This is a genomic window from Arthrobacter sp. Y3221114, assembly GCF_059092625.1.
In genome coordinates this window covers 81,970-106,934 of record NZ_JBNHHW010000008.1, presented here as the reverse complement: position 1 = coordinate 106,934, position 24,965 = coordinate 81,970, and the positions used below count along the sequence as shown (strand labels likewise).

The following is a 24,965-nucleotide window of genomic DNA, read 5'->3' as shown; positions in this document are numbered from 1 at the left end:
CTGGCTAGTTAAGGAACTCAGCGAATTCCTGCTCGATGACCTGCTTCGGCTTGGCCCCGATGGAGGTCGCGGCCACCGCGCCGTCCTTGAAGACATAGACAGCAGGGATGGACGTGATGCCATACTGCGCTGCCGTCGCGGGGTTGTCATCCACGTTGAGCTTGACGACCTCTACCTTGTCGGAATGCTCAGCAGCAATGTCATCGAGGATCGGGGAGAGCATGCGGCACGGGCCGCACCACTCTGCCCAGAAATCGACGATCACGGGCTTGGCGGACTTCAGGACGTCCGCGTCGAAAGTAGCGTCAGTGACATCTTTTGCGTTGCTCATGCTGTTTCTCCTTTTCCAACCAAATCAGACTGTTGCGGGTTCGGCGACGCCGGCCAAGGTGTCTGCGCGCTCGGCCAGATAATGTTCCACATCGATGGCAGCGGCGCAGCCGCTGCCCGAGGCGGTGATGGCCTGGCGGTAGGTGGGGTCAATAACGTCGCCGGCAGCGAAGACGCCCGCCAGGGAGGTCCGGGACGACCGGCCCTCGACGGCGATCGTACCCTCCGGGGTCAATTCCAGCTGATCCTTCACCAGGGAAACCCGGGGATCGTTGCCGATGGCGACGAAGACGCCGGTTACAGGCAGCACTGACTCGGAACCGTCGACCGTGTTCTTGAGCTTCAGGGCGGTGACCTTGGTGTCGCCTTCAAGGCCTACGACCTCCGAGTTCCACACGAACTTGATCTTTTCGTGTGCCATGGCACGGTCCTGCATGATCTTAGAGGCACGCAGGGTGTCCCGCCGGTGGACCACCGTGACAGACTCCGCGAATTTAGTCAGGAAGAGGGCTTCTTCCATGGCCGAGTCGCCACCGCCGATCACCGCGATGTTCTGGCCCTTGAAAAAGAAACCGTCGCAGGTTGCGCACCAGCTGACACCGTGGCCGGCGAGGCGCTTTTCGTCCGGTAGACCAAGCTCCCGGTAGGCGGAACCAGTGGAGATAATCACCGAGCGTGCCAGAAAGGTTTCGCCCGTACCGATGGTGACCTTCTTGACCGGACCTTCAAGCTCAAGGCTTGTGACGTCTTCAAACAGGATCTCGGTACCGAAGCGCTCGGCCTGCTTTTGGAAGTTCTCCATCAGCTCGGGACCGAGGATGCCGCCGGGGAACCCGGGATAGTTTTCCACGTCGGTGGTGTTCATCAGCTCGCCGCCTGCCTCTACGGAGCTGGCGATGAGCAGTGGCTTGAGGTTGGCACGTGCGGTGTAAACAGCTGCCGTGTAGCCGGCCGGACCGGACCCAACAATGATGACGTCGCGGACGGACGGTGTGGTATCTATGCTCACTGCCTGCGAACCTCTTCCTCTGATGTTGATGTAAACCTAAGGGCCGGCCACCCCAGGGGGCGGTTAGCCCGGCACTTGTGTCAACGGTGCGTGCCCCCGGCTTATTCCGCACACCAGCGGCGCAGGCGCCTCCCCGACGGGCTAGGAGACTTCGATCTCGGCCATGCGGATGCCGAACGGCATGCCGCCCATGGGATTGGACAGCCTCGGCAACTGCGTGAAGTTGATCAGGACGTATTGCGCCTTGGGGGCAGCGCCATCCTGTTCAGGGACCGGAATCGTGGTCTTCTGTGCCGTGAAGCTGCCCTGCGCGACTTGGTCGGCCCCGTCCAAGGTCGGTTCATCGTTCAGGAGCACGGAGAAGTTGCCTCCGGTGCCGCTCAGTTGCGTCAACACCACCGAACTGATGTTTGAGGACTCTTCCAACTCGACAACCAGCGCCATGTTTCCGGCGTAGCCGCCGAACTGGTCTGACGCGTACTGGTAACTTGCCCAGTACGTGGCGGGGTTGCCGTCGATGGCTTCAGGCAGCTTGCCGTCGTTCTCCACATCGAGTTCCGGCAGGTCCGGTACTTGGCGCGTGAGTCCAGCGATGACCGGCTCGACGACTTCGTCGGCCGGAGCAGACGTTTCTTCTGCCGCGCCGGTCTCTGCCGGGCCGGACGCGGCCGCGGTTTCGTTTCCGGCCTGCGAGCCGCCGGCGACCGGGCCGCCGCGGAACAGATTCAGCTGGCTCACTGCCACCACGATCGCGATCACCAACAAGACGGCGAGCAATCCGCCCACCAACAACCTGGACGACCGCGGGCTGTTGCGTTCCTCGTCGTCGTATTCGTCGTACTCGTAGTCGTCCGCCGCAGGTTCGCTGCTGGTGCGGGCAGCGGACGGGAACATGCCGGCTGACCGTACACCGGTCTCGTCGTCGTCCCCGGGCCACAAGCTGACCTTGGGCTTGTCTGCCGGAGCCTGGGCGGCAGCCGGCCGGCTAGCCGCCGGAGCCTGCCGCGACACCGGCGCAGTGGAGGGGCTCGCGACCCGTGGGGCCGGGGGCGCCGAGGGAGGCGGCGGCACGCTGGCGCCGGCAGCTGCTGCGGCGGCCGCAGCTCCGGCAGCTGACCCGGCGCCGGGGGCAGCGGCTGCGGGACGGGCGCCGAACCGGGCCTTGGACGTCCCTTCGGTCCCGTTCCTGCCCAACTTGGGCAGGTCGAGTTTGTTCAGCCTCTCGCGCAGGCTTTGCCGAGGCTCGTCGTCGTAGTCCTCGTATTCGTCCTCATACGGCTCCGGCTCCGTGGAGCGAGCCTGGCCGAAGATTTCGGAACCGAGTGTGTCGGTGAAGAAGGGCTCCACATACGGTCCGTCCTGCTGGATCACCAAGTCCAGCAGGTCGGCCGCCTGGGCCTCGTTGGTCACCAGGTAGGTGAACCCGTCGGCATTGCCGAGGTCCAGCACCTGGACGTTGCCCATCCGCTCGCCGGTGGCGATTTCGCGGGCGCTCATGGCGATCTGGCTGGCATTCTCCGGTGCTGCCACCAGGATGCTGACGGGCCGGTTGAGCACCTGGTCCACGCCGTCGAGGACCAAATCGTTTTCGGCGGACGCAAGCACTTGGGCAGTGACCTTGTAACGGCCACCAAGCAGCATGCCCACATCAACTGGCTGCGGCACTAGTTCCTCCCGGCGAATGTCCTGGGCGGGTGCCCGTGACTAGATAATTTGGTTTCCATGCTATCCGGTGCCGGAGTCGATACCCGTTTCTGTCAGGCGCGTCCGGGCAACCGTTTAAGTATCGGCCGCAGGAACTCCTGCAGCTCGTCGACCCGGAGCGCGCGCAGGAGCAGCAGGTAAACCGCTGTCATGACGAGTCCAACGACGGCGATGGTCACCATGGCGGTGACGATGGACTGCCACGCGAATCCGCCGGTAGCGTAACCGCCGAACAGCCACAGGACCCCTGCACCCACTAAACCGGAGCCCAGCCCGGCATACCCGAGGCGGATGTAGGTATCCACCACGCGGCCCGCGCCGTAGTCGCCCAGCCTGCGGCGGGCAAAGTAGTGGGCAAGGACCGCCGAGACCACGTGGAACACCGTGAACAGCAGCGCCAGCGCGTAGACCACCCAGGTGGGATCGATCAACCAGGCGATCAGCACGGCCAGCACCACCGAAGCGCCGGAGCAGATCGCCTGCATGATCAACGGCGTCCTGGCGTCTTCCTCCGCGTAGAACACGCGGCACAGGAAGAAATAGATGCTCATGAAGGGCATGCCTGCCGCCAGGATGGCGAGGACTTGACCCATCGACGCAGCGGAGGCCGCCGCCGTCGGGCCCGATCCGGCAAACAGCCGGGCCAGCGGCCCGGCCAGCACGACCACAGCGGCCGACCCGAAGACGGTGGCGACGCCGATGGTGCGCAGCCCCGAGTTCACGGTGTGCCGGACGTCGTCCACCGCACCGATGGATTGCTGGCGGGACAACTGGTTGAACAGCACCGTGGCCACCGAGAGGACGAAGACCGAATGCGGCAGCATGGCGATCAGCTGGGCGGTATTCAGGGCGTACTCGCCGGGGACCGAGGCGCCGGGCCCGGCCAGCTCGGCGCGCGCGGCCGTGGCGCCGGAGGCGATCGACCCGTAAAAGAGGTACGCGGTGTTGGCGATGACCATGGTGGCCAGGCTCCACAGCGCGACCTTTCCGGTGGCTGCGAAGCCCATGCCGCGCCAGCCGAGCTTGAGCTTCAGGCCCAGCCCCAGCCGTCCCAGTGGCCACAACAGGATGAGCGCCTGCAGCACGATGCCCAGCGTGGTGCCGCCGGCCAGCACCATCGTCTGGGAACTGGTCCATAGCTCCGGGTTGTCCTTCGCGGGCAGGTAGCGGCCGTAGAGGGCTATGTACAGCCCCAGCGTTCCGATGGCGACGACGTTGTTCAGGGCAGGGGCCCACATGTACCAGCCGAACCGGCCATGGGCGTTGAGCACCTGGCCCACGACGGCGTACAGCCCGTAGAAGAAGATCTGCGGCAGGCACCAGATGGCGAAGACGGTGCCCAGTTCCAGCATCACCGGGGTCCAGCCCCGGGTCAGGGCGGTGATGATCGGCGCGGCCAGCAGCGTCGCCAGCAGCGCGATCCCGGCCAGCACCAGCAGCGTCAGGCTCAGCAGGCGGCTGACGAAGTCCGCGCCGCCGTCGCTCTTCTGGCTGGCCTTGATGATCTGCGGCACCAGCACCACGTTGAACACCCCGCCCGCCAGCAGCAGGTAGATGATGTTCGGGATGGTGTTGGCCTTCTCGAAGATGTCGCCCATCGTCGTGTTGGCGCCGATCGCGACCGCCAGCAGGGCGGTGCGGACGAACCCCAGGACGCGGGACACCATGGTCCCGGCCGCCATGATGGCACTGGACTTGGCTGTGCTGTGCTGCACGGACGCACTGGGGGAGGGGGTCTGGGTCTCGGACATCGTCCTCTATGTTCTCACCTGAAACCGGGCGGATCGCCGGACCCCGGCGTGCGGGCTCAAAGGTGCCCGGGCAGGACTTCCCGGGCCAGGTCCACGATCCGCCGCTCGTTGGGGAAGGACAGCTTTCGGCCCAGCTCCGCCAGCGGAACCCATGCGACGTCTACGGCCTCATGGTCCGGATCATTCTCGATGGTCAGCAGGCCGCCGGTGGCCTCGAGCAGGAAGTGGTGCACGGTCTTGTGGACCCGGTGGCCGCTGACGGTGAACCAGTAGTCGATGCTGCCCAGCGTGGCCAGCACGCGCCCCTTGATCCCTGTTTCTTCTTCGACTTCCCGGACGGCGGCCTCTTCGTTGGTCTCCCGGCCTTCGGGGTGGCCCTTAGGCAGGCACCACTCGAGCCGGCCGCCACGGTTGAAACGGGCGATGATCGCCACGTTCAGGTCCGGGGTCGACGTATCGACCACCACGCCGCCGGCCGATATCTCCTCCACCGTGGGCAGCGAATGGTGTCCGGGCGCGGCGCTGCCCACTGACGCTGTCAGCGGGGTGCGCTTCGGGGCGCTCGGAACCGGGTGTGCCATGCAGTCCACTCTAACGATTTTTGTAACGGCCCGATGATGCCGGGGCCGAGCCGCCGGGACTTTGTTAAACATCGCGCCCGGCATCTGGCACGCTTAAGTCACTATGGTTCACCTTTTTGGTTCGCAGTTCGCATCAGCACCCGGTTCCAGCGTCCCGTCCCTGCCGTTGCCGGACGTTGTGACCGAACTGGGAGAACTGTTCGCGGCAGCGGGCCACGAACTCTCGCTGGTCGGCGGCCCGGTGCGCGACCTGTTCCTGGGCCGGGTCTCCCCGGACCTCGATTTCACGACCGACGCCGATCCCGATGCCACCATCGCCGTCGTCAAGAAGTGGGCGGACAAGTTCTGGGAGATCGGCCGCGATTTCGGGACCATCGGCCTGCGCAAGGGCCAGCACATGATCGAGGTGACCACCTACCGGGCCGAGGCCTACGACCCGGATTCCCGCAAGCCCGTGGTGGCGTTCGGAACGTCCCTGGAGGACGACCTGTTCCGCCGCGACTTCACCATGAACGCCATGGCCCTGCGGCTGCCGTCGCTGGAACTGGTGGATCCGCATGGCGGCGTCAAGGACCTCCACGCGGGGCTGCTGCGCACCCCGGGCGCGCCGTCGGCGTCGTTCTCCGACGATCCCCTCCGGATGATGCGTGCCGCACGGTTTGCCGCCCAGCTCAACGTCACCGTGGCACCCGAGGTGGCGGCCGCGATGACGGACATGGCCGGGCGGATCGAGATCATTTCCGCCGAACGCGTCCGCGACGAACTGACCAAGCTGATCAACGGCAAGGACCCGCGCGCCGGTGTGGACCTGCTGGTGGACACCGGCCTTGCGGATTACGTGCTGCCGGAGGTCGCGGCGCTGCGGCTCGAGATCGATGAGCACCACCGGCACAAGGACGTCTACCAGCATTCGCTCACCGTGTTGGAGCAGGCCTGCGCCCTGGAGACGGACGACGGCGGTGCGGTGCCGGGTCCGGACTTCGTCCTGCGGTTCGCGGCCCTGATGCACGACGTCGGCAAGCCGGCTACCCGCCGGTTCGAACCCTCGGGTGCGGTCAGCTTCCGCCACCACGATGTCGTGGGTTCCAAACTCACCGCCAAGCGGATGAAGAAGCTGCGCTTCGACAACGACACCATCAAGGCCGTGTCCCGGCTGGTCGAACTGCACATGCGTTTCTACGGCTACGGGGAGGCGGGGTGGACGGATTCGGCCGTCCGCCGCTACGTCAACGACGCCGGACCACTGCTGGAGCGGCTGCACCGGCTGACGCGCTCGGACGTGACGACGCGGAACAAGCGCAAGGCGGAGCGGCTTGCCTTTGCCTATGACGACCTGGAGCAGCGGATCGCCACGCTGAAGGAGCAGGAGGAACTGGAAGCGGTTCGTCCCGACCTGGACGGCGCCCAGATCATGGCGCTGCTCGGGATCGGGCCCGGCCCGCTGGTCGGCCGCGCCTACAAGTTCCTGCTGGAAGAGCGGCTGGAGAACGGTCCGGCAGCGCAGGAAGAGGCAGAAGCAAAACTGCTGGCCTGGTGGCGCGCGCAGCCGGAATACACGGAGCAGGCTTAGCCATGGCCGTGACTGGTCCGCACGATTTTCCGGTGTTGTGGCTGATGCGCCACGGCGAAACCGAGTGGTCGCGCGACCACCGGTACACCGGGTTGGCCGACCTGGAGTTGACCCCGGCCGGCGTCCAGCAGGCCCGCGACGCCGCGGCGAAGCTGGCGGGAGTCCGATTCCACACCGTTTTGACCTCCCCGTTGACGCGGGCCCGCCGCACGGCCGAACTGGCCGGCTACCCGGATGCGGAGGTGGTCCCCGAGGCGCATGAATGGGACTACGGAGACTATGAGGGCCTTCAGAGCGCCGCCATCCGGGCCAAGGATCCCTCGTACCTCATCTGGACCCACGGCGTCCGCGGCGGCGAGTCCCTGCAAGAGGTGGCAGACCGGGCCGACCACGTGATCGCCAAGGTGCTGGACAGCACGGCCGGCTCTCCCTTCGACGGCCAGACTCCGGGGGGCGGCACCGCCCCCGCCGCCCCGCTTCCCACCCCTTCGTCCGAACCGCTGGGGCCCCGGCAGGTCTTGCTGGTGGCACACGGACATTTCCTCCGTGTGCTTGCCGCCCGCTGGTTGGGCCTGGAACCCGTCGCGGGCCGGCACTTTGTCCTGGAGACCGCTGCCGTCTGCCGGTTGGGCTGGGACAAGAAGACGCCCGCGATCGCGGGCTGGAACCTCTAACGGAGCATGGCCGGACGCCGCCAGTAGGTGATGCAGCGCAGCAGCCACTCCAGCGGCCCGTACCGGAACCTCTTGACCCACCAGGCACTGGCCACCAGCTGGGCCGCAAAGAGGAGCGCCGCCACGCCGAGCACCGCGGGCGGGGCCAACCGTCCGGTCAACGCCAGCCCGAGGCCCGTGAAGACCAAGCCCATCAGCACGGACTGTCCCACATAGTTGGTCAGCGCCAGGCGGCCGGCGGGAGCCAGCACGGTGCACAGGGCACGTCCGGCCGCAGTGCGGAAGGACAGCAGCAGCACACCGACGTAACCGGCCGTCAGCAGCGGCGCCGTCAGCGTGGAAATGCCGAAGGCCACCACGGTCATGGCAGCACCGCCGACATAATGCTGCAGCCACGCCTGCAACGCAGAAGCCGCCAGCCCGGCCGGCAACGCCACGAAAGCCATGCGGCGGAGTGTGCGTCCTGCGATGCCGAACTCAAAGAGCCGCCCTTTGGCACACGACATGCCGAGGTAGAACGCGCCGAGGGCAACCGGGCCCTGGAGGAGCACGGCGGTGGGCTGCGAGAGCGGGTACAGAGACGCGTTCTGGGCCAGAACGTCGGCGGGAGAGCCGGCCAGCCCGAACGCCGGCGCGGCCCCCGCCGCGGCACTGCCGCCGGATGGCCCTGCGGCTGCCGAGACCAGTCCCAGCAGCACGATGAACATTCCCAGGCAGCCGATGACTGTCGCTCCGGCCGCGGCTGCGGCCGGAGCGGAAAGCGTCCGGGTACCGAGCAGAACCAGGCCCAGCAGCCCATAGGCGAGCAGGATGTCCCCGTGGAACAGGAGCAGGCCATGCAGCAGCCCGAGCACCACGAGGCCGGCTGCCCGGCGCACGGTCCTGATGACCACCGACTGGCCGTCCGCCACGGCGGAAGCCCACTGCAGGACGAAGCTGTAGCCGAACAGGAACGAGAACAGGATGTAGAACTTGGCCTCGAACAGGAGGCTGACCGCGAAGCGGACCGCGGTGTCCGCACCGGATTGGAACTCCGGACTCGAGCCGCCCGTAACGGCGTACGGGTCGGCGAAGTACCAGATGTTCACGCACAGAATGCCCAGCAGCGCGAAGGCCCGCAGCGCATCAAGTTCGTTGATGCGGGCCGGGGCCTTCGCGGCCACAGCTCCGTTCACAGGTCCTGGCGGAACTCCATTTTCCATGCCGTTGTCCCGTCGGGGGTGGGTGCTCGCATCCGGGTCCAGTCTAGGAACCCTGCCCGGCTTCTGGAAACGGGCGATCATCCGGGGGAGCGCCGCCGGACGAGGCGAGAACCAGCGGGCCGTTGACAGGGGAAGCCCACCGCCTTAAAAGGGGGAGCGCCGCCGTCGTTCTACGGCGTGTCGCGGGCGACTCGCCGGTACTGCGGGAAAAAGCGCAATAAGTTCCCCGGTTGGCTAGGCAGAAGCAGCAGCAATCGGGTACGTTGGACGAGTCCGATTGAACTTTCTCAATCAGGGGCTTCTACTCGGACACAAATCTATTGGCGCTATCAAGAAAGGGAGGTGGGAATCGTGAATATAACCAAGACGCCGGGCGGAGTGTTTAACTCCTTCGCCGCGCTCCGACGACCCGCCTCCGCCATTTCTGCGCATTAGAACTTCGCTGATTGGGCCGGTTCAAGTCTTGATCCGCTGCCGTATGTCGATCACCGCTCTTTTTAGCTCTCCCGCGCGGAGGCCTCACCTTCTGCCTTGAGGACTTCGCTATGAGCACTCTTGCCGCATTCCCCGCTGCCGCGGACCCCGCTCCTGCTTCGAGCACGGCCGGGGGTCCCGCGCCGGCACCGGAAATCCCGATGGATACCGCCATGCGTCCTGCCCGAATTCCAACCCATTCCGGAGAAAATTCCGCCGACCCCAGAGAGGAACCCCTCATGAAACCGCTGGATGCAGCCGTATTGCCTGCACCGGAACGATCCATCCGCCCGCCCGAGCCAACGCAGGCCGGAAAAGGGGAGCGGCGCGGCCACGGCGAGGTGATCACCGCCGGAAGCCTGCGCGACCTGGACACCCGTCGCGACAGTCCCGGCGACGCCGGCGCCGATGCCGCGAGCCCGGGTTCCGCCGGGCCGGCACCGGGCAGCCGGAAAGGTTCCGCAGAAGCGGGCATGCCGAACTACTTGGGCCGGCAGGAGGTGAATGCCATGATCCGCAAGCTCCGCCAAAGCGTCTCGCTGTGGAAACGAATACAGAACGTGTGTGTTGACGAACAGCGCTTGGAGCAGGTGCGCGACGAATTGCTGTCGCACCGGCAGCTCATCCGCTGAGTTCCAGCTGGCAAGTGCAAATAAATACGCCGTCCTGTAGGGGACACATCCGCGAGGAGGATCCGATGAGTCGCATTGGACCCGATGTAGCTTCAGGCCCGCGCCCGGGTTGCTCCCAGGCGCGGGCCTCGGCCTTTAAGCACCTCCTCCGTAAGCATTTGTCGACGATTCAGTGCAGCGGTGTTTCATTGAAGGCCCCCGTCTCGAGGCAGCCCGGCAGCGCCAGCTGAGCGACGCCTGACCGATGCCGCTCTGATGAAACGTTTTGCAACCGATCACTAAGTATGCTTATTGTGGTTTCATCGCAACCTGAGGAGGCAACATGATCGGTTTCATCATTGCAGGGCTGGTTATCGGCGCACTTGCCCGCCTTATCAAGCCCGGAAAGCAGAACCTGGGGCTCGTGGCCACGCTGCTGCTTGGCATAGTCGGAGCAGTCATTGGCGGTGTCATCGCGAACCTGCTGGGCACCGGCGACATCTTCGAGCTGAACGTGCTTGGATTCATCGTCGCCGTCATTGCTGCGGTACTTCTGATCGGTGTAGCAGAAAGCCTGTCCGGTCGTCGGGCTGTTCGCCGCTAACGGCTGGAAATAAACAGGAGATGGCCTGCCGCGTGATCATCGCGCGGCAGGCCATTTTTGTTGCACGGACGAAGAGCCGCACGATTTAAGGCGGCGATTCGCATCATTGGTTCCAGCCGGCTCACCAGTCCTCGTTCTGAGGCTTCTCTTCTGTCCCGGCGAAGACCGGTGACGACGGCCTGCTCGGCTGATACGTTGGCTGTGGCGGCGCTGCCGCCTGTTTGGCTTATGCGTAGGAAGAAGGACGACGATGTCTGAACCGGCTCCGCTGACCGACCTGGAGATTGCCCGGCGCGCCACCTTGCGGCCCATCACCGACATTGCCGACGCCGCGGGCATCCCGGCGGAAGCCCTCGAGTTCTACGGCAGCTACAAGGCCAAAGTTGATCCCGCCAAACTGGGGGAGGGCCACCAGGAACCGCGCGGCCAGGTGGTTCTGGTGACCGCTATGTCGCCCACGCCTGCCGGTGAAGGCAAATCCACGCTCACGGTGGGCCTGGCGGACGCCCTGGCCAGGGCCGGGCACAAGACCATGGTGGCCATCCGTGAACCGTCCCTCGGCCCGATCCTGGGCATGAAGGGCGGGGCAACCGGCGGCGGCTATTCGCAGGTGCTCCCGATGGATGACATTAACCTGCACTTCACCGGAGACTTCCACGCCATCACCTCGGCGAACAACGCGTTGATGGCGCTGGTGGACAACCATATCTACCAGGGCAACGCGCTGGGCATCGACCCCCGCCGGGTGACGTTCCGACGGGTGCTGGACATGAACGACCGGGCGTTGCGTCAGGTAGTGATCGGACTGGGCGGGCCGACGCAGGGAGTGCCGCGGGAAGCGGGCTTCGATATCACCGTCGCCTCCGAGGTCATGGCGGTCTTCTGCCTCTCGTCCGACCTCGCCGACCTGAAGGCCCGGCTGTCCCGGATCACCGTCGGCTACACCTACGACCGCAAGCCGGTGACGGTGGCAGACCTGGGCGTGCAGGGCGCGCTTGCCATGCTGCTCAAAGACGCGATCAAGCCGAACCTGGTCCAAACCATCGCCGGCACGCCCGCCTTCGTGCACGGCGGCCCGTTCGCCAATATCGCCCACGGCTGCAACTCGCTGCTGGCCACGCAGACCGCCCGCCGGCTCGCCGACGTCGTGGTTACCGAAGCCGGGTTCGGGTCCGATCTTGGCGCCGAGAAGTTCATGGACATCAAGGCGCGCGCCGGCGGTTTCGCCCCGTCCGCCATCGTGGTTCTGGCCACCATCCGGGCGCTGAAAATGCACGGCGGCATCCCCAAGGAGCAGCTGAAGGAACCGAACCTGGACGCCGTGCAGGCCGGCATCGCCAATCTTGAGCGCCACGTGGACAACGCGCTCAAATTCGGACTCACGCCCGTGGTGGGCATCAACAAATTCACCACCGACAGCCCGGAAGAACTCGACTGGGTGCTGGACTGGTGCCGGCAGAAGGGTGTTGAAGCGGCTATTGCCGATGTCTGGGGCCAGGGCGGCGGCGGCCCCGGCGGCGATGCGTTGGCCGCGAAGGTGGCGGACGTCCTGCAGCAGCCGCAGTCGTTCTCCCCGTTGTACGACCTGGACCTGACCGTGGAGAAAAAGATCGAGACGATCGCCCAGCAAATCTACGGGGCGGACCACGTGGAGTTCACCAGCCCGGCCCGCAAGCGGCTGGCCGAAATCGAGGCGAACGGGTGGGGCAAGCTTCCGGTGTGCATGGCCAAGACGCAGTATTCCTTCACGGACAACCCCTCGGTCCTGGGCGCCCCGAGCGGATTCAGCATCACCGTGCGGGACCTGATCCCGAAGACCGGGGCGGGCTTCATCGTGGCGCTGACCGGCGACGTCATGACCATGCCGGGCCTGCCGAAGGAACCTGCGGCCGGCCGAATGGACGTGGACGACGACGGCGTCATCACCGGACTCTTCTAGCCCCTGTGCCGCTTCGGCCGGGTACTGCAGCTCAGGCCCGGAACGGCAGCGTCGGCTTGCTACGGCCGCTTCGGCCTAGAACAACCGTCGCAGCACCGGAATCCACAACGCAACCAGGGTCAGGGCGAAGGAGCAGGCCGTGGCCACGGAGAACTTCAGGAACAAGAGCGGCAGCGTCGGCTCGCGGTCCGGGAGGACGTGGAAGCTCAGCCACGTCAGGAACAGGTAGTGGCACAGGAACACGCCGAACGAGGCGTTGGACAGCTGGACGAGCATCCGGCCCAGCCAGCCCGGCGGCTGCCACCCGGCCAGCAGGTGGTACACCGCGGCAAAGATGCACAACGCTGCCGCGGTGACACCGAGCCCCACGTAGCTGGACGGCGTGATGATGTTGAGCAGCGGCGTGGAATCCTGATTGATCCAGTGCCAGATGTTGAAAACGGACAGCACGACGGCGGCGATCCCCGCCGCTGCGACCGCACCGCGCGGCAGGCGCACCTGGGTGAGCACCCAGCCGGCCATGAAATATCCCAGATAAGGGAACCACTGGGTCAGGATGTTCCAGGGGTACTGCCAGCCCCACTCGTACTGGATGCTGGCGGCCTGGAGGCTGAACAGCGCCAGCGTCAGGACCAGCACGCCGCCGGTCGCCGCGGCCGCCCGACGTAACGTCACCCGCTGCAGGTAGCGGGCAAGCGGCGGTGACACCAGGTACAGGCCCAGGATCAGCCACAGGAAGTACAAATGCGGGTACAGGTGGGTGTCGAAGACGGACACCAGAACGGCGACCGGTTCGAGTTCGCGTCCGAGCATCAGGCGGCTGCCCAGGAAGATGTAGGCCAGGTGCCAGGCCACGAGGGCGGGCAGAAGCCGCAGGGTGCGTTTGCGGTAGAACGCCAGGGCGCCTTCCGCGTGCGTCCGCGGCGCCAGCACCAGCGCGCCGGAGATGACGACGAAAACCGGCACCACCCAGATGAAGGCAATGTCGATGATCGCCGCCCAGATCCAGTCCGGTTGGTGGCGGCGGTCATCGTCGCCGGCCAGCTCACCGAACGAGTGGATGGCCACCACGCCGACGATGCTGACAATGCGCAGGATGTCCAGCGCGTAGTTGCGGCGGGGGAGGGGCGTCGGTCCTCCGAGCTTCCCGGCGGGGGACAGGGAAGGGACGGCCATGAGCCCAATCTACCCGGAAGCCGCCGCCGGCTGGCAAAAAGAAGAACCGGGGCCGGCCTCAACGGGCCGGTCCCGGTTCTTACGGTGCGTCCTAGCGGTCGGAGTCGCCGCGGATGAAGGCTTCGACCTTCGCGCGGGCGGTGTCGTCGTCGTACTGTTCCGGCGGGGATTTCATGAAGTAGCTGGAAGCCGAGAGGATCGGCCCGCCGACGCCGCGGTCCAGGGCGATCTTGGCGGCACGGATGGCGTCGATGATCACGCCGGCCGAGTTGGGGGAGTCCCAGACCTCGAGCTTGTATTCAAGCGAGACCGGGGCGTCACCGAAGTTGCGGCCTTCGAGGCGGACGAACGCCCACTTGCGGTCATCCAGCCAGGACACGTAGTCCGAGGGGCCGATGTGCACGTCGTCGTCGCCGAGCACGGCCGAAGTGTTGGAGGTGACGGCCTGGGTCTTGGAGATCTTCTTGGACTCCAGGCGCTCGCGCTCGAGCATGTTCTTGAAGTCCATGTTGCCGCCGACGTTCAGCTGGTAGGTCCGGTCCAGCACAACACCGCGGTCTTCGAACAGCTTGGCCATCACGCGGTGGGTGATGGTGGCACCGATCTGGCTCTTGATGTCGTCGCCGACGATCGGAACCCCGGCCGCGGTGAATTTGTCGGCCCATTCCTGGGTGCCGGCGATGAAGACCGGAAGGGCGTTGACGAAGGCGACGCCAGCGTCGATGGCGCACTGCGCGTAGAACTTGGCGGCCTTCTCGGAGCCGACCGGCAGGTAGCAGACCATGACGTCTACCTTGGCCTTGCGCAGAGCAGCGACCATGTCCACGGGCTCGTAGTCGGACTCCACGATCGTCTCGCGGTAGTACTTGCCCAGGCCGTCCAGGGTGTGGCCGCGCTGAACCTTGACGCCCGTGGCCGGAACATCGGCGATCTTGATGGTGTTGTTCTCGCTGGCGCCGATCGCGTCAGCCAGATCCAGGCCCACTTTCTTGCCGTCGACGTCGAATGCGGCAACGAACTCCACGTCGTCGACGTGGTATGCGCCGAACTTAACGTGCATCAGGCCGGGGATCGTTGCGCTCGGGTCGGCGCCACGATAGTAGTGGACGCCCTGGACCAGCGAGGCCGCACAGTTTCCAACACCGACGATCGCTACCCGGATGGGGTTCTCTGCCACGGTTCTCCTTCGAAACACTTCTGTATGGCCGCCGCGCCGATGGCGGGCAGCCTATCCAGTCTACGCCGTGTTTCAACACATCAGCGGGTTTGTCCATTCCCGGGCAGGTGCGCGGAGTGGTTTGGGCGCTCAGGCGGGCTGTCGCCGGGCGTTGCGCAGCCGGCGCACCAGCCTCAGTGCCGGCGCGGGCAGGACGGTGCGCAGCCTGGTGCGCAGCTTGCGGCGCTGCACCGCGGCCAGGCGCTCCGGATCGGTCGCCAGCTTTCCGGCCCTGGCGCGCCCCGCGAAGCTGGCCAGCAATTCGTCCAGCGGCACCGACTGGGCGTGGAAGTAGTTGTCCCGCAGCCAGCGCGGGTCGGGGTGCCCGAACCGGCCGGCCACCAGGTCCTGCAGGTTGCCGACCAGGCCGGAACCGTCGAACACCTTGTTCAACATCTGCTCGGAGAGTCCAAAGTCGTCCAGGATGAGCACCGGCAGGCCGGCGTCGAGCGCTTCCAGGGCGGCGGTGGAGCTGACGGTCACCATGGCCGCTCCCGGGGTGAGCTGTTCCGACATGGGGCCGGTGCAGAACTGCAGTTCGTGCCCGGCCACCGCGCGCGCCGCGACCAGGTCCGACCACAACTGGTCGAACGGGTACTGCTCCGTGTGCGTCTGCGGCTCGCCCGCCCAGGCCCGCAGCTTCACCCGCACGGACAGCTCCGGCCGCCGCCTGGCCAACGCCGCGAGGGCCTGCAGGATGGCGACCCGCTGCTCGCGCTCCACCGGGACTTTCGCCTGCGGCGCGAACACCACCGAGGCCAGCGGCTTCTGCTGCTGCTCCGGACGGGCGGGCGAGGCCAGGAACGGCAGACGCGAAACCAGGATCCGCTGGGGCAACCCCATGGCGTCGGCCAAGTCGCTGAACGCCCGGCACTCGGCGTGGCTGTGGGTAATGAACGCGTCGCCGAGCGCCCGGTAGTTCAGCGCCTTGCGGGTCGCGGGGAAGGCGACGCCGGGCAGCGCGGACACCAGGGCCGGCCGCTGCGGCATCCGGGACGCCTGGGTGAAGATTTCCTCCACAATGGGTCCGGTGGCTGCTGCCAGCACGACGTCGGCGCCGGCCAGCGCGGCCCGCAAGCCGGAGGCGGGGATCACCCGCGGCGCCTTGCCGGCCAGGAACGTCCCGGCGGTAGCAGCCTGGGTCTGCTCCAGTGTCGGAAGGATGGGGGAGCGCACCAGCAGCACCTCGCGCTCCCACCCGGCACCGACGGCCTCCAGCGTTGCGCAGGCGAACTTCAGGTAGGAGTCGCTGTCGGCAATTGCCAGCAGACGGAACGGCGGGACCGGGTGGTGCCCGGCGGCCGCGGGTGCGGCAGCTTGCCGCGGATCCGCCGTCACCGCTTGCTTCCGTGACGCAGGGAGCTGCTCAGGTGCCGGCGCAGTTCTTCGGTTGTCTCGGGCAGCCACCAGCCGTCCGGTACCGGCTGCCCCTTCAGCGGTACGCCGGAAGGGGCAAGGATCAGGTTTAGCGAGGCCAGCACCGTGGAGGGCAGGGCGCGGACTACCTGCCCGGGCCGGAGGCCGCGCAGGCGCATTTCCACCGGAATGGTGTGTTGCTTGACGCGGATCAGCGGATGCTCCGCCAAGACGCCAAGCAGTTCCGGTTGTTCACGGCGGTGCGGGAAATACGCCACCGGGCCGTCGTCGGTCAGCGACCGCACCCAGTCCAGGTATGGCTCCGCCCGGATCAGTCCGTCGGCGGGCATGGCCGAACCGACCACAATCGTCGGTTCGCTGATGTTCTCGGTGACAGGCTGGGTGCCCAGCCACTCGAAACGGTGCCGTTCCAAATGCCCGCCGAGGGCCCGGAACTTCTTCTCCACTGCCGGCTGAACGGCCAAGGCCGTGAACACCAGCAGCCGGCCCTGGCTGGCCATCCGGCGCAGGGCCCACCAGGTGGCCAGGCCCAGCGCCTTGCGGCGGGTGGTCGGCACGGCCCGCGGTCGGATCAGCGGGACGGGCCGCACGCTGACCAGCATGTGCAGCAGGCTCAGCGTCGCCAGGCCGTCGTCCACGATGACCAGTTCGTCGGCGCCGACGCCCCGCAACAGTTCCGCCTGGACCTTGCCGGAGTAGGCGTCGCCGGTGACCCAGCGGTCGAGCTTTTTGTTGCGCACGGCAGGGAGGGCGGCCGACGGCGGCGCGAACCGGACGCCGCTCGGCACCTGTTCCATCAGCGACTGCAGGGTGCTGTCCATGCCTACGGCATCGCTGCGGGGGTAGATGAGCGTTTCCTGACCCAGCAGGCCGGCACCGTGTGCCTCGACCGCGCTGAGCAACTGCAAGGGGGACTCGGCCCAGACGACAGCCCGGCCGAAGCGCGGGCGCACCAGTTCGCTCCGGCGCCCCCGCTGCGTCTTGGACCCGACGGGCCGACCGGTCGGACGGCCGTCCGCCGCCGGTCCAAGCTGGGAAAGGAAGTCCGCGGTGATCGCTGTTTCCGTCATCGCGCCTGCCTCACGAGGCGACCCGTGGCCGGAGTTTGCGGACCGCTTGTCGGCCCATCCGCCCGACTTTGGCCAGCGGATGGGCGGCCACGGCCGGCGGCAATCCGCCCGGCAGCTGAAGCTTGGTCAGCCGCCGCCGCTTGAAGTAGCGCATGTGGGGTCCGTCCTCGATGTGGTGCAGATAAGTCTCCGCACTCCGGCGGCCTGCTGCCAGCGTATCGGCCTGCATGCAGTAGGAGACGGCCTCGACCAGTTGCTGCAGGCGGCCGGCAGGTGGAGTGTCTGCCGCCTCCTGGTCCGGGGCTTGGAAGTTCCGTTCCAGGATCGCGTCGATGATGGTGACCGGCACGCGGTTGCTGTTTTCGTACGGAGTCAGCCGCTCCAGCAGCAGCTCCGTTCCCACGGCCGCCGCTTCGATGTCGAACAGGTACTTGGCGGTCATGAGGGCGGTGGAGAAACAGCTGACCACCAACTGCGGCTGCAGACGCTGCATCACCACTTCCGCGGGTAGCGAAGACTTCAGGATATCCAGCTGTACGCCGAGGTCCCCTGCCGCCGACTGGACGGAGCGCACGGCTCCCGGGCCGGCGCTGGGATGGGGTTTGAAGATGCAGTGCCGCAGCCCCCGTTCCACGGCCTTTTCGATCATCCGGCGGTGCAGCGCCACTTCTTCCTCGGCCGACAGGATTCCGAGTTCGGACAGGTACTGGCCCAGCAGCAGCGCGCTTCCAGCGGCGGCCTCCGGTTCGGACACCGGAAGCACCATGGGCGGCACCGACCGGTTCAACTCCTCCATGGCGCGGCGCAGGGAGGCCGGATCCACCGGCAGCAGCTTGGGATCATGCTCGCGCAACAACTGCGGGCGCAGCCCCGGGACAAGGTCCACATACAGCAGGGAGTCGAGCCGCTGGGCCACGGCCATCGGGACGGGGTTGCGCGTGGGGCCGTAGCTCATCAGGCCGTCCGAATGTACCGAGACGGCGGCCCGGGCGAAGGTCCGGGCCAGGGCAACCGCAGGGTTGACCTGGATGGACTCGACGTAAAGATGGACCGGGTCGTCGCCCAGATCCCATTCCGAGCGCAGCAGCTTTTGCCACAGATCCAGGTCTTGTTCGCGGGGATTGAACTGCCCCGGCCGCCGGGGCCAGAGCAGCTTGCCGAGGTCCACCACGCGGTCGAACCTGCGGGCGGCTTCGGTGAAGCCCGGCGACTCGTGGAACGGGACGGTGATCTCCGGAATCATCGCGTTGTTGGTCAACACGAGGATGCGTTCGGCGCCGGTTTCGGGCACGGTCCCGTCGTCCACGGCCGCGGCCAGCGAGACGACCTGGTAGAGGGTTGATACGACGAAGAGTTCTTTCACTTCACTGTTCCGATCGCTGTTGCCAGCTTCTGACGCCGGTTCTTGTCCAGGGCCGCCAAACAGCCGCTGACCGCGGGGGCCGGAAGGCTGGCCACGGCAGCGCGGATCCCGGACGTCAGTTCCCGGCGGACAGCTTTGGACATCGAGTCCGACCGATCGAGATGATGGCAGGCGATGGCCAGGAATTGCCGGATCGCTTTCGGCCGAAAACGGTCTGCCTCGCGGTCTGCGGCCACCAGCCGGAAGACCTCGGCGTAGCTGCGCAGGAAGTCCAACTGCCTGCGGTCGAATATCTGGCTTAAGGACGTCGCGACGCCGCGGCGATAGAAAGCGCCCAACTGGTCCGAAACCGCGTAGGAGGTTGCCTCCAGATGCAGGCGCCAAATCCACGGACGGTCCTCGGCGGTGTGCAGGCCGTCCACAAAGTGCAGCAGCCCGGCGTCCTTTAGCGCGCCGTCGAAGATGCCGAAGGGAGCGAACGGATAGTCCACCATGCTCGAGGCGTCGACGGGTCCGATGTCCTGGCGGGGGTCGAGGGCAACGCCGCGCACTGCCTGCGGCGCACGATGGATGGTCCGGATTCCATTGGCGTGCCGGATGTGGTCCACGCGCAGGAAGTCCACCCCCAGCTCCCTGATCTCGGCGGTGATGCGTGACAGGTGGCCGGGCGCGTACCAGTCATCCGGGTCGAAGAAGGCGATGTAGCGTCCGGTGGAGGCGTCCAGTCCTTTGTTGCGGGCTGCGGCCAGGCCGGTTGCGGCGTCGTTGCGGAGGATGCGCAGGCCGGGGAGCCGGCCGGTGAAGGCGGCGGCCAGCTCCCCGGTCCCGTCGGTGGAACCGTCATCGACGACGATGATTTCCATGACCGAGGGATCATCGAACTGGCGGGTCAGGCTGGTCATCGCGTCGCGGATGAAAGGGGCCTGGTCTTTCGCCGGGATGATGACGCTCAGTAATGGCTGGTTCATGACGTGTGGTTAGCCGTCCACCCGGCGCAGGCGGGACAGCGGTGCCAGTTCGCCCGGGAAGACGCGCTTGACGCCGTCGCCCATGGCCTCTTCCAGAATCCGGATGTCGCGGATCAGCGCCTCGAAGCCCTTGGGCTCCAGCGAGGACGCCTGGTCCGATCCCCACATGGTCCGGTCCAGGGTGATGTGCCGTTCCACCGTCACGGCGCCCAGGGCCACGGCGGCCAGCGAGATCTGCAGGCCGCGTTCGTGCCCGGAGTAGCCGACCGGCACCTGGTAGCGCTCCTGCAGGGTGGTGATCATCCGCAGGTTCGCCTCTTCCGGCGGCAGCGGGTAGGTGGAGGTGGCGTGCATCAGGATCAGCTTGTCCGTGCCCAGAACCTCCACGGCCTTGTCGATCTGCTCGATCGTGGACATGCCGGTGGAAAGGATCACCGGCTTGCCGGTCTCGCGCAGCGCGGTGAGCAGTTCAAGGTCGGTCACGGAGGCGGAGGCGACCTTGTGGGTCAGCGCGCCGGCTTCCTCCATGAACGCGACCGAGGGCACGTCCCACGGCGAGGCGAAGCAGTGCAGGCCCCGGTCGGCGGCGTGGGAGATCAGCTTCTGGTAGATCGGCATGTCGAACTCAACGCGGTACCGGTAGTCCAGGTAGGTCATCTCGCCCCACGGGGTGGAGCGCATCTTGTCCCGCATGTCCGCGGGGGTGGAGATCTCCGGGGTGCGCTTCTGGAACTTCACCGCGTTCGCGCCGGCCTCGGCGGCGACGTCGATCAACTGCTTGGCGATTTCGATGTCACCGTTGTGGTTGATGCCGATCTCGCCGATCACGTAAACCGGCTGGCCGGCTCCGACCTGCACGTCGCCGATCGCGACGGGCGCCGGGGAACCGGCGGGAACATTGGCGGAAACGGTAGCTTCGGTAGTCATCAGTGCACTCTCTCTGTTGTTGCTGCTGTGGTGGCTTGTTGCCGGCGGCGCTCGTCGGCGGCACCGCTGTGGGCGGCGAGGATGAGTTCGCAGATTTCGCGGACCGCACCTTCGCCGCCGTGATGCTGCAGCACGGTCCGTGCCGCAGCCTTGACCTCGGCGCGGGCGTCGCCCACGGCCACCGGCCAACCAACGACGCCCATGGCGGGCAGGTCGTTGACGTCGTTGCCCACGTAGGCAACCCGGTCGGGATCCAGCCGGTTCGCGGCCATCCACTGGCGGACCGCTCCGGCCTTGTCCGAGACGTCCTGGAGGACGTCGATGCCGAGCTTCCCGGCCCGGGCGCTGACCACCTTGTTGCGTTCGGTGGACAAAATCAGTTGCGGAATGCCGGTGCTGCGCAGCCGGGCGATTCCCATGCCGTCCTCGCGGCTGACGCGGACAAACTCTTCGCCCTCGGCATTCACGAAGGCGTGGTCGTCGGTGTGGACGCCGTCGAAGTCCATGACCAGGGCGTCCACGTCGACCGCGCCGGCCACCGGGGCGCCCGCCCGGCTCGCCAGTGCCCGGACCACGTCGAGGTCTTCCAGCGAGTCGATTTCGACGGCCTGCCCGGCGGGCACTTCCTGCAGCTTCAACCGGCCGAAGAAACGGTGCCCGCGTTCGAGAAAACCCTCGGTGCGCATGGCGTAGAACGCCCCTGTCTCGCGGTACTGCGGCCGGCGGTCCTGGCGGCGGGGCCGCACGTCGGCGCTGTGCCCGACGGCGGTGACGGCACCGTCGTCGTCAAGCGACCAATGGAACGCGTGGCTCTCCGTGACGGAGAAGGCCACGTCGGCGCGGTCCTCCAGCACGTGCAGGACGGCCCGGTCCAGGTGCTCCGGTTCAATGAACGGCGAGGTGCACTGCAGCAGGACGGTGACCGCCGGCGGCCGGGGCAGCGCGGCGAGCACGTGCAGCACGGCGGATTCGCTGGTGGCGGTGTCCCCGGAAAGCTCCGCGGGGCGGGTGACGACGCGGGCGCCGCATCGTTCGGCTTCGGCCGCGATGTCCGGATGGTCGGTGCTGACGACGACGTCGGTCACCGACGGGGCCGCCAAGGCACTGTCGATTGCGCGCGCCACGAGGCTTCGCCCGGCCACCGGCGACAGGTTCTTGAACGGGATCCCCTTGGAACCGCCGCGGGCCGGGATGACGACCAAAACTTCCGGGGGGTCGTTGTAACTCATTGGAGTCACGCTAGGAAGCACCGGTAACGGCCGGGGGTGGACCAGGTTACGGGAAGGCGTGCAACAGCGGACGAAATGGGTAACCTGCCGCACGGACTTGGCTCTGCGGCCGATGGTGCCGCCGACAGTAGTCTTGGACCATGCCCGGGTTTCGCTCTTCGCGCCGCACGCCGCTGCGCATCGTGGTGCCCAGCCGTAACGACCCGCTCCTGAGGCAGTTCACCGAAATGGTGGGCGGACCGTTGGGCCGGCACAGCGCCCCGGGCCTGGTCTCGCCCGGATTTTTCACCGTGGAGCGGGTGCTGATCATCTTGACCACGCTCGCCGCGCTGCTTTCCGTCCTGGTCAAGACGCCGTGCCGGCTGGCCGGGTGGGAGTTGCCGGACTATTTCTACATGGGCTGCTATTCGGACTGGCCGGTGCTGTTCGAGTCCCGCGGCCTGGCCGAGGGTGTGATGCCGTTCGTCACGGCGGGAAGTTCCTTCGAGTACCCCGTGTTGCTGGGACTGGTGGCCGGGGCGACGGCGTGGCTGGTTCCCGGCGAGGGCGCGTCCCCGGAACGGTCTCTGGCGTATTTCGATATCAACGCCACTTTGGTGGCCGTGGTCTGGCTAGTCACCGTCATCGCGACGGCGCGGATGAGCCACCGGCGGCCCTGGGACGCGGCGATGGTGGCGCTGGCACCGGGCATTGTGCTCGCCGGGACGATCAACTGGGACCTCTGGGCCGCAATGCTGGCGGCCCTGGCGATGCTCGCCTTCGCACGGCGCCGCCCGGGCCTGGCCGGGGTGCTCATCGCCCTCGGCGCCGCGCTCAAGTTGTACCCGGTGCTGATCTTCGGGCCCATCCTGCTGCTGGCGGTGCGGACCGGCAGGTACCGGCCCCTGGCCCGGTCCGCCCTGGCGGCGGCCGCGACCTGGCTGGCGGTCAATCTTCCGTTCATGCTGCGGGACTTCGACGGCTGGTTCCACTTCCTCGACTACAGCCGGCAGCGCGAAGCCGGTCATTCGTCGATCTGGTACGCCTACAACCTGACGGCGCAACGGCAGCAGCTGCCCGTCCTCAGCCCCGAATTCATCAACGCCGCCTCGTTCCTCCTGTTTGCGGCCGCCTGCGCGGGCATCGCGCTCCTGGCGTTGGCGGCGCCGAGTCGCCCGCGGATGGCGTCGCTGGTTTTCCTGGTCGTGGCGGCCTTCGTGCTCACCAACAAGGTCTACTCGCCGCAATTCGTGGTGTGGCTTGTCCCGCTGGCCGTACTCGCCCATCCCCGGTGGCGCGACTTCCTGATCTGGCAGTTCTTCGAGGCGATGCACTGGTGGGCCACCTGGATGCATCTGGGCCAGGTGACGAGCGGCGGCGAAGCGGCACGCAACCTGGACGCCCCGTACTACGTACTCGCCGTACTAGCGCATATTGCAGCAACGGCATACATGGCGGGGAAGGTGGTGCGTGCCATCTGGCTGCCGGGGCATGATCCGGTCCGCCGCGTGGGCACCGACGACCCGCAGGGCGGGGAGTACAACGGGGCGCCGGACAAGTTCACGCTGCCGCTTCCGGACCGCGCCCGAGGCAGTAGTGCAGGTTCGGCGGCCGCCACGGCGAACGGGCAGACCGAATATGCTTCGCCCGACATGGAAGCCGCGCGGCGGCCTTCGACCTGGCCGGGCATTGCCGGTGAGGGTGCGCAGGCCACAAGGTGGAAGCAACAGCGGGAAGGAGATCCAACGTGACGGATGTAGCGGTAGTCGGCGCCGGGCCGAACGGGTTGGCCGCGGCCGTCATCATGGCGCGCGCGGGCCTCGGCGTCACAGTCTTCGAAGCGGCAGCCACGCCCGGCGGTGGCTCGCGCACGGTGGAACTGATGGAGCCGGGCCACTGGCACGACGTCTGCTCCGCGGTACATCCGATGGCCGCGGCCTCGCCGTTTTGCCGGGACTTCGGGCTGGACCAGCGGATCGAACTGCTGGTGCCGGACGTCTCCTACGGCCAGGTGATCGACGGGGCCGCCGCGGCGGTGGCCCATCGCGACCTTAACCGGACCGTGGACGGGCTGGGGGCCGACGGCGGCGCGTACCGGCAGCTGATGGAGCCGCTCGTCGCCCGGACCGACGCGCTGCTCGAGTTCACCATGGACCAGCTCCTCCAAGTGCCCGCGAGCCCGGTCACGGCCTTCCGATACGGGCTCCGCGCCCTGGAGCAGGGCTCACCCGCCTGGAACCTGCGCTTCAAGGAACAGTTCGCACCGGCGCTGCTGACCGGCGTCGCCGCACACACGACCGGCGGGGTGCGCCGCCTCTCGTCCGCAGGTGCGGGGCTGATGCTCGGCGCGCTCGCCCATGCCGTTGGCTTCCCCCTGCCCGCCCGGGGATCCCAGGCCATCATCGACGCCTTGGTCGAAGACCTGCAGGCCCACGGCGGCCGGCTGGAGACCGGGCACCGGGTCTCCTCGCTCGCCGAGCTGACCGACGCCGAGGCAGTGATGCTGGATACCTCGCCCACCGAGCTGCTGCGGCTGGCCGGCGGCCGGCTCCCGTCCCGCTATGCGCGCGCCCTGCAGCGCTTCCGCTACGGACCCGGGGCGGCCAAAGTGGACTACATCCTGTCCGGGCCGGTTCCGTGGACCCATCCGGACCTGCGCCGGGCCGGCACCGTGCATCTGGGCGGGACGCGGGAACAGATGGCAGCCTCCGAGCGGGACATCGCCCGCGGCCGGCATTCGGAGGATCCGGTGATCCTGACGGCGCAGCCCGCAGTGGTCGATCCGTCCCGCGCGCCCGCGGGGCGCCACGTGCTCTGGACCTATTGCCACGTTCCGGGCGGTTCCACCCGGGACATGGAGCCGGTCATCACCGCTGCGCTGGAGCGTGCCGCCCCCGGCTTTACCGACCTCGTGGTGGATTCGGCCAGCATGTCCGCGGCCGACTACGAGGCCTACAATCCCAACTACGTCGGCGGCGACTTCGGGACCGGGGCCGTCAGCCTCCCGCAGCTCGCGGCGCGTCCGGTGCTGAGCCGGAAGCCCTGGCAGACCCCGGTGCACGGCGTCTATTTGTGCTCGGCCGGGACGCCGCCCGGCCCGGGCGTGCACGGCATGGCCGGCTACCGCGCCGCCGAACTGGCCCTGCGGGAGCAATTCGGGCTGGCTGTCCCGTCCCTGAGTCCGTAAGCCATGGCTCAGCGGGCGGTGCCA

21 protein-coding genes are annotated in these 24,965 nt (G+C 67.2%); 7 read left to right on the top strand and 14 right to left on the bottom strand.

Going from position 1 to position 24,965, the window contains the following annotated elements; translation table 11 throughout:
* Positions 1–4 precede the first annotated feature (4 nt).
* The 5 genes from trxA to AC5RV3_RS16020 all read right to left on the bottom strand — a co-directional run bounded on the left by trxA (position 5) and on the right by AC5RV3_RS16020 (position 5,375).
* Positions 5–331 (bottom strand): thioredoxin, encoded by a 327-nt coding sequence (gene trxA / locus AC5RV3_RS16040; RefSeq protein ID WP_494110919.1) that lies wholly within the window; start codon positions 329–331, stop codon positions 5–7.
* 24 nt (positions 332–355) lie between these two features.
* Positions 356–1,339: a thioredoxin-disulfide reductase gene (gene trxB / locus AC5RV3_RS16035; protein ID WP_494122968.1), complete on the bottom strand. Its 984-nt coding sequence runs from the start codon at positions 1,337–1,339 to the stop codon at positions 356–358.
* A 141-nt stretch (positions 1,340–1,480) separates the two neighbouring features.
* Positions 1,481–3,004 carry an ABC transporter substrate-binding protein gene (locus tag AC5RV3_RS16030; RefSeq protein ID WP_494122967.1) on the bottom strand — a complete coding sequence of 508 codons (1,524 nt, stop codon included), beginning with the start codon at positions 3,002–3,004 and terminating at the stop codon, positions 1,481–1,483.
* A 92-nt stretch (positions 3,005–3,096) separates the two neighbouring features.
* On the bottom strand, positions 3,097–4,794 hold the full coding sequence (gene murJ / locus AC5RV3_RS16025; protein WP_494122966.1) for a murein biosynthesis integral membrane protein MurJ: 1,698 nt from the start codon (positions 4,792–4,794) through the stop codon (positions 3,097–3,099).
* Positions 4,795–4,850: 56 nt separating this feature from the next.
* Positions 4,851–5,375 carry an NUDIX hydrolase gene (locus tag AC5RV3_RS16020; protein WP_493978228.1) on the bottom strand — a complete coding sequence of 175 codons (525 nt, stop codon included), beginning with the start codon at positions 5,373–5,375 and terminating at the stop codon, positions 4,851–4,853.
* Positions 5,376–5,478: 103 nt separating this feature from the next.
* Between AC5RV3_RS16020 and AC5RV3_RS16015 the strand changes: the two genes are divergently transcribed.
* Positions 5,479–6,945, top strand: coding sequence for a CCA tRNA nucleotidyltransferase (locus tag AC5RV3_RS16015; protein WP_494122965.1), 1,467 nt, complete (start codon positions 5,479–5,481; stop codon positions 6,943–6,945).
* Positions 6,946–6,947: 2 nt separating this feature from the next.
* Positions 6,948–7,619: a histidine phosphatase family protein gene (locus AC5RV3_RS16010; protein WP_494122964.1), complete on the top strand. Its 672-nt coding sequence runs from the start codon at positions 6,948–6,950 to the stop codon at positions 7,617–7,619.
* Here the strand turns inward: AC5RV3_RS16010 and AC5RV3_RS16005 are convergent.
* Positions 7,616–8,794 carry a DUF418 domain-containing protein gene (locus tag AC5RV3_RS16005; RefSeq protein ID WP_494122963.1) on the bottom strand — a complete coding sequence of 393 codons (1,179 nt, stop codon included), beginning with the start codon at positions 8,792–8,794 and terminating at the stop codon, positions 7,616–7,618. The two genes, AC5RV3_RS16010 and AC5RV3_RS16005, sit on opposite strands and share 4 nt — an antisense overlap.
* Positions 8,795–9,534: 740 nt before the next feature.
* Here AC5RV3_RS16005 and AC5RV3_RS16000 point away from each other — a divergent pair.
* The 3 genes from AC5RV3_RS16000 (at position 9,535) to AC5RV3_RS15990 (ending at position 12,449) form a co-directional block, all read left to right on the top strand.
* Positions 9,535–9,927: a hypothetical protein gene (locus tag AC5RV3_RS16000; RefSeq protein ID WP_494122962.1), complete on the top strand. Its 393-nt coding sequence runs from the start codon at positions 9,535–9,537 to the stop codon at positions 9,925–9,927.
* A 322-nt stretch (positions 9,928–10,249) separates the two neighbouring features.
* A complete protein-coding gene (locus tag AC5RV3_RS15995) occupies positions 10,250–10,510 on the top strand; it encodes a GlsB/YeaQ/YmgE family stress response membrane protein (protein WP_494065357.1) in 261 nt (86 codons plus the stop codon).
* A 250-nt stretch (positions 10,511–10,760) separates the two neighbouring features.
* Complete coding sequence (locus AC5RV3_RS15990; protein WP_494122961.1) at positions 10,761–12,449, top strand: formate--tetrahydrofolate ligase; 1,689 nt, start codon at positions 10,761–10,763, stop codon at positions 12,447–12,449.
* Between the two features lie 75 nt (positions 12,450–12,524).
* On the opposite strand, the gene AC5RV3_RS15985 is transcribed toward AC5RV3_RS15990, so the two are convergent.
* The 8 genes from AC5RV3_RS15985 to AC5RV3_RS15950 all read right to left on the bottom strand — a co-directional run bounded on the left by AC5RV3_RS15985 (position 12,525) and on the right by AC5RV3_RS15950 (position 21,775).
* Positions 12,525–13,625, bottom strand: coding sequence for an acyltransferase (locus tag AC5RV3_RS15985; RefSeq protein ID WP_494122960.1), 1,101 nt, complete (start codon positions 13,623–13,625; stop codon positions 12,525–12,527).
* 91 nt (positions 13,626–13,716) lie between these two features.
* Positions 13,717–14,802 carry an inositol-3-phosphate synthase gene (locus AC5RV3_RS15980; RefSeq protein WP_494113578.1) on the bottom strand — a complete coding sequence of 362 codons (1,086 nt, stop codon included), beginning with the start codon at positions 14,800–14,802 and terminating at the stop codon, positions 13,717–13,719.
* A gap of 129 nt (positions 14,803–14,931) precedes the next feature.
* On the bottom strand, positions 14,932–16,179 hold the full coding sequence (locus tag AC5RV3_RS15975) for a DUF6716 putative glycosyltransferase (protein ID WP_494122959.1): 1,248 nt from the start codon (positions 16,177–16,179) through the stop codon (positions 14,932–14,934).
* The gene (locus AC5RV3_RS15970) at positions 16,176–17,288 is read right to left on the bottom strand and encodes a hypothetical protein (RefSeq protein ID WP_494122958.1); all 1,113 of its coding nucleotides are present in this window, start codon (positions 17,286–17,288) and stop codon (positions 16,176–16,178) included. Before AC5RV3_RS15970 ends, AC5RV3_RS15975 begins: the two co-directional genes overlap by 4 nt.
* Positions 17,289–17,298: 10 nt before the next feature.
* Positions 17,299–18,651, bottom strand: a complete 1,353-nt coding sequence (locus AC5RV3_RS15965) for a polysialyltransferase family glycosyltransferase (RefSeq protein ID WP_494122957.1) — start codon at positions 18,649–18,651, stop codon at positions 17,299–17,301.
* Complete coding sequence (locus AC5RV3_RS15960) at positions 18,648–19,619, bottom strand: glycosyltransferase (RefSeq protein WP_494122956.1); 972 nt, start codon at positions 19,617–19,619, stop codon at positions 18,648–18,650. Before AC5RV3_RS15960 ends, AC5RV3_RS15965 begins: the two co-directional genes overlap by 4 nt.
* Before the next feature lie 9 nt (positions 19,620–19,628).
* A complete protein-coding gene (locus AC5RV3_RS15955; protein WP_494107057.1) occupies positions 19,629–20,546 on the bottom strand; it encodes an N-acetylneuraminate synthase family protein in 918 nt (305 codons plus the stop codon).
* The gene (locus AC5RV3_RS15950; RefSeq protein ID WP_494122955.1) at positions 20,546–21,775 is read right to left on the bottom strand and encodes a cytidylyltransferase domain-containing protein; all 1,230 of its coding nucleotides are present in this window, start codon (positions 21,773–21,775) and stop codon (positions 20,546–20,548) included. The genes AC5RV3_RS15955 and AC5RV3_RS15950 overlap by 1 nt, the downstream gene beginning before the upstream one ends.
* 140 nt (positions 21,776–21,915) lie before the next feature.
* Between AC5RV3_RS15950 and AC5RV3_RS15945 the strand changes: the two genes are divergently transcribed.
* Entirely contained in the window at positions 21,916–23,505 is a 1,590-nt protein-coding gene (locus AC5RV3_RS15945; protein WP_494122954.1) for a glycosyltransferase family 87 protein, read from the top strand.
* Entirely contained in the window at positions 23,502–24,941 is a 1,440-nt protein-coding gene (locus tag AC5RV3_RS15940) for a phytoene desaturase family protein (RefSeq protein ID WP_494122953.1), read from the top strand. The genes AC5RV3_RS15945 and AC5RV3_RS15940 overlap by 4 nt, the downstream gene beginning before the upstream one ends.
* The last annotated feature ends 24 nt before the right edge of the window (positions 24,942–24,965 follow it).

Coding starts and splice junctions, on each gene's coding strand:
- trxA (WP_494110919.1), bottom strand. CDS start 331: ATGAGCAACGCAAAAGATGTCACTGACGCTACTTTCGACGCGGACGTC.
- murJ (WP_494122966.1), bottom strand. CDS start 4,794: ATGTCCGAGACCCAGACCCCCTCCCCCAGTGCGTCCGTGCAGCACAGC.
- AC5RV3_RS16020 (WP_493978228.1), bottom strand. CDS start 5,375: ATGGCACACCCGGTTCCGAGCGCCCCGAAGCGCACCCCGCTGACAGCG.
- AC5RV3_RS16015 (WP_494122965.1), top strand. CDS start 5,479: ATGGTTCACCTTTTTGGTTCGCAGTTCGCATCAGCACCCGGTTCCAGC.
- AC5RV3_RS16010 (WP_494122964.1), top strand. CDS start 6,948: ATGGCCGTGACTGGTCCGCACGATTTTCCGGTGTTGTGGCTGATGCGC.
- AC5RV3_RS16000 (WP_494122962.1), top strand. CDS start 9,535: ATGAAACCGCTGGATGCAGCCGTATTGCCTGCACCGGAACGATCCATC.
- AC5RV3_RS15995 (WP_494065357.1), top strand. CDS start 10,250: ATGATCGGTTTCATCATTGCAGGGCTGGTTATCGGCGCACTTGCCCGC.
- AC5RV3_RS15990 (WP_494122961.1), top strand. CDS start 10,761: ATGTCTGAACCGGCTCCGCTGACCGACCTGGAGATTGCCCGGCGCGCC.
- AC5RV3_RS15985 (WP_494122960.1), bottom strand. CDS start 13,625: ATGGCCGTCCCTTCCCTGTCCCCCGCCGGGAAGCTCGGAGGACCGACG.
- AC5RV3_RS15970 (WP_494122958.1), bottom strand. CDS start 17,288: ATGACGGAAACAGCGATCACCGCGGACTTCCTTTCCCAGCTTGGACCG.
- AC5RV3_RS15960 (WP_494122956.1), bottom strand. CDS start 19,619: ATGAACCAGCCATTACTGAGCGTCATCATCCCGGCGAAAGACCAGGCC.
- AC5RV3_RS15955 (WP_494107057.1), bottom strand. CDS start 20,546: ATGACTACCGAAGCTACCGTTTCCGCCAATGTTCCCGCCGGTTCCCCG.
- AC5RV3_RS15950 (WP_494122955.1), bottom strand. CDS start 21,775: ATGAGTTACAACGACCCCCCGGAAGTTTTGGTCGTCATCCCGGCCCGC.
- AC5RV3_RS15945 (WP_494122954.1), top strand. CDS start 21,916: ATGCCCGGGTTTCGCTCTTCGCGCCGCACGCCGCTGCGCATCGTGGTG.